The 3,472-nt window shown below is 76.9% G+C and carries 2 protein-coding genes; both read left to right on the plus strand.

The annotated features are described in order from the left end of the window. Positions 1-418: 418 nt before the first annotated feature. Positions 419-1,207 (plus strand): FAD binding domain-containing protein, encoded by a 789-nt coding sequence (locus tag ACTUAL_RS13320; protein ID WP_096493077.1) that lies wholly within the window; start codon positions 419-421, stop codon positions 1,205-1,207. Beyond that, positions 1,207-3,472: molybdopterin-dependent oxidoreductase (locus ACTUAL_RS13325; protein WP_440900456.1), on the plus strand; the 2,266-nt coding region annotated here is incomplete at its 3' end. The genes ACTUAL_RS13320 and ACTUAL_RS13325, both read left to right, overlap by 1 nt.

Raw genomic sequence — 3,472 nt, forward strand, 5'->3', positions numbered from 1 at the left:
GCGGCGGGCGGCGGATGGCGGGCGGTTGGCGGACGGCGGGCGGATGGCGGGCGAGCGGTTGGCGAGCGGTTGGCGGGCGAGCGGTTGGCGGTTGGCGGGCGGCGGATGGTAGGTGGGCGGTGTCGGGCGGCGGGTGGTGGCGGGTGGTGGTGGCAGCGACGGACGGCGTGGTGCGGCGCGGCGGTGGGTGCGGTGGTTGGGGGCGTGGTGCGGCGCGGCGGTGGGTGGCGGGGCGGTGGGTGGTGGGGTGTGGGCGGTGATCGGGGGTCGCCCGCGGGCCAGGCGGCCCCGATCGCTTCGGGAGACCGCTGCGCCGGTTAGGCCGTCCGGGTGGTCTCCCGCGCTGCTGCGGGGTCCGCGTCCCCCGGCGCAACCTGCGGCGGGTAGACCGGTGCACCTGCCGGGGTGAGGAGGGGGCGTGGACCTGAACAGCGTGGTCGAGGTGTGCGACCCGCGTGACGTGGGGGAGTGGCGCGACGGGGACGTGTGGCTCGCGGGTGGGACGGTCGTGTTCGGGGAGCCCGCGCTGCGGCCCCGGCGGCTGGTCGACCTCACCCGGTTCGGCTGGGCGCCGGTCACCGGGTTGGCGGACGGCGGGGTCGAGATCGCCGCCACCTGCACCATCGCGGAGCTCGTCGCGTGGGGGCGGGAGCGCGGCGTGCCGCTGGTGGAGCAGTGCTGCCGGGCGTTCCTGGCCTCCTTCAAGGTCTGGAACACCGCCACCGCGGGCGGCAACCTGTGCGCCGCGCTGCCCGCCGGGCCGGTGATCGCGCTGACCGCCGCCCTCGGCGGGGTGTGCCGGGTCGTCCTGCCGGACGGCGGGGAGCGGCTGGTGGCGGACGGGTTCGTGGTCGCCCCCGGCGTCACCCGGCTGGGGCGCGGCAGCTACCTGCGCTCGATCGTGGTCCCCGGTTCCGCGCTGCGCGCCAGGACCGCGTTCCGGCAGTTCTCGCTGCACGACCACGGGCGCTCCGCCGCGCTGGTCGTCGGGGTGCTCGACGACCGGCGGTTCCGGCTCGTGATCACCGCCGCCGTGCCCGCGCCGCTGGTCCGCGACTTCCCGCGCGTGCCGGGCGCCGCCGAGGTCGCCGACCTCGTCGCGGGCGTCCCCGCGTGGGTCGACGACGTGCACGGCGACCCGGAGTGGCGTCGGCACCTCACCGGGCTGCTCGCCGAGCAGGTCCGCCGCGAGCTGGGGGGCGAGTGATGGGGTTCTCCGCCAGCGTCAACGGCCACCGCGCCGACCGCGAGCCGCGCCCCGGCCAGTGCCTGCGCACCTACCTGCGCCAGCTCGGCTGGCACGGCGTCAAGAAGGGCTGCGACGCGGGCGACTGCGGCGCGTGCACGGTCCACGTCGACGGCCTGCCCGTGCACAGCTGCCTGTACCCGGCGCTGCGGGCCGACGGCGCCGAGATCACCACCGTCGAGGGCCTCGCGGGCGCGGACGGCGAACCGCACCCGGTGCAGCGGCGGTTCCTGGACGCCCAGGGCTTCCAGTGCGGGTTCGGCACCGCCGGGATGATCATGACCGTCGCCGCCCTCACCCCCGAGCAGGAGGCCGACCTGCCCCGCTCGCTCAAGGGGAACCTGTGCCGCTGCACCGGTTACCGGGCGATCGAGGACGCCGTGCGCGGCGTGCGCACCGTCCAGGACGCCCCGCCCGGCGCGGCCGTCGGCAGCAGCGTCGGCGCGCCCGCCGGACCCGACGTGGTCACCGGCCGGGCCGCGTTCACCGCCGACGTCGACGTCCCCGGCGCGCTGCACCTCAAGCTCGTGCGCTCCCCGCACGCGCACGCCAGGATCACCTCCGTCGACACCGCCGCCGCGCTCGCCGTGCCCGGCGTCGTCGCCGTCCTCACCCACCACGACGCCCCCGCCCGCCGCTTCTCCACCGCGCTGCACGAGCTGGTCGAGGACGACCCCGCCGACACCCGCGTCCTGGACGACGTGGTGCGCTTCGCCGGTCAGCGGGTGGCCGCCGTGGTCGCCGAGACCGAGGCCGCCGCCGAGGCCGGGCGCGACCTGGTGGTCGTCGGCTACGAGCCGCTGCCCGCCGTGCTCGACCCCGACGCCGCCCTCGCCCCCGGCGCGCCCCTCGCGCACCCGGACGGCAACGTCGTCGCCCGGCTGTCCGGCGAGGTCGGCGACGTCGAGGCCGGGTTCGCCGAGGCGGACGTGGTGTGCGAGCGGGAGTTCCGCACCCAGCGGGTGCAGCACGCGAGCCTGGAGGTCCACGGGGCCCTCGCCTGGTTCGAGGACGACCGGCTCGTGGTGCGCTCCAGCACGCAGACCCCGTTCCTGGCGCGCAGGCTGCTGTGCGCGCTGTTCGACCTGCCGCTCGACGCGGTGCGCGTGCAGGCCGGGCGGGTCGGCGGCGGGTTCGGCGGCAAGCAGGAGGTGCTGGTCGAGGACGTCGTCGCGCTCGCCGCCCTCGCGCTGCGCCGCCCGGTGCGCTTGGAGCACACCAGGTCCGAGCAGTTCACCGGCACCACCGTGCGCCACCCGTTCACCGTGCGGGCCCGGCTCGGGGCGCGCGCCGACGGCACGTTCACCGCGCTGCGCCTGGACGTCGTCTCCGACACCGGCGCGTACGGCAACCACGGGCCGGGCGTGCTGTTCCACGGGTGCAGCGAGTCCGTGTCGGTGTACCGGTGCCCCAACAAGAAGGTGGAGGGCGTCGCGGTGCGCACCAACACCGTGCCGTCCGGCGCGTTCCGGGGCTACGGGCTCGGACAGGTCACCTTCGCCGTCGAGTCCATTGTGGACGAGATGGCTGAACGGCTCGGGCTCGACCCGCTGGACGTGCGCGAGCGCAACCTGGTGCGGGGCGGGGACGTCCTGGTCACCGCGCTCGGCGCGGAGGAGGACCTGCACATCGCCGGGTACGGGCTGGACCAGTGCCTGCGGCGGATCAGGCAGGTGCGCGCCGAACCCCTCCCCGACGCGCCGCCGGGGTGGCTGGTCGGGCAGGGCTCGGCCGTGTCGATGATCGCCACGACCCCGCCGCGCGGGCACCACGCCGACGCGGCCGTTCGGGTGCGCCCGGACGGCGGCTACGAGATCGCCGTGGGCACCGCCGAGTTCGGCAACGGCACCACCACCGTCCACCGGCAGCTCGCCGCCGACGCGCTGGGCACCACCGTCGACCGGATCTCCGTGCGGCAGGCCGACACCGACGCCGTCGGCTACGACACCGGGGCGTTCGGCTCCACCGGGCTGGTCGTGGCGGGCAAGGCGGTGCTCGCCGCCGCCGAGCAGCTCGCCGAACGGGTGCTGGCGTTCACCGCCTCCCTCACCGGGGTGGGCGTCGCGGCGTGCGCGCTCGACGTGGAGGCCGTGCTCGTGGACGGGAGAGCGCTGCCGCTCGGGGAGGTGCGCGCCGCCGCCCGCGCCGCCGGGGTCGAGCTGGTGGGCAGCGGCAGCTTCGGCGGCACGCCCCGGTCGGTCGCGTTCAACGCGCAGTGGTTCGCCG

Source organism: Actinosynnema sp. (assembly GCF_052038725.1).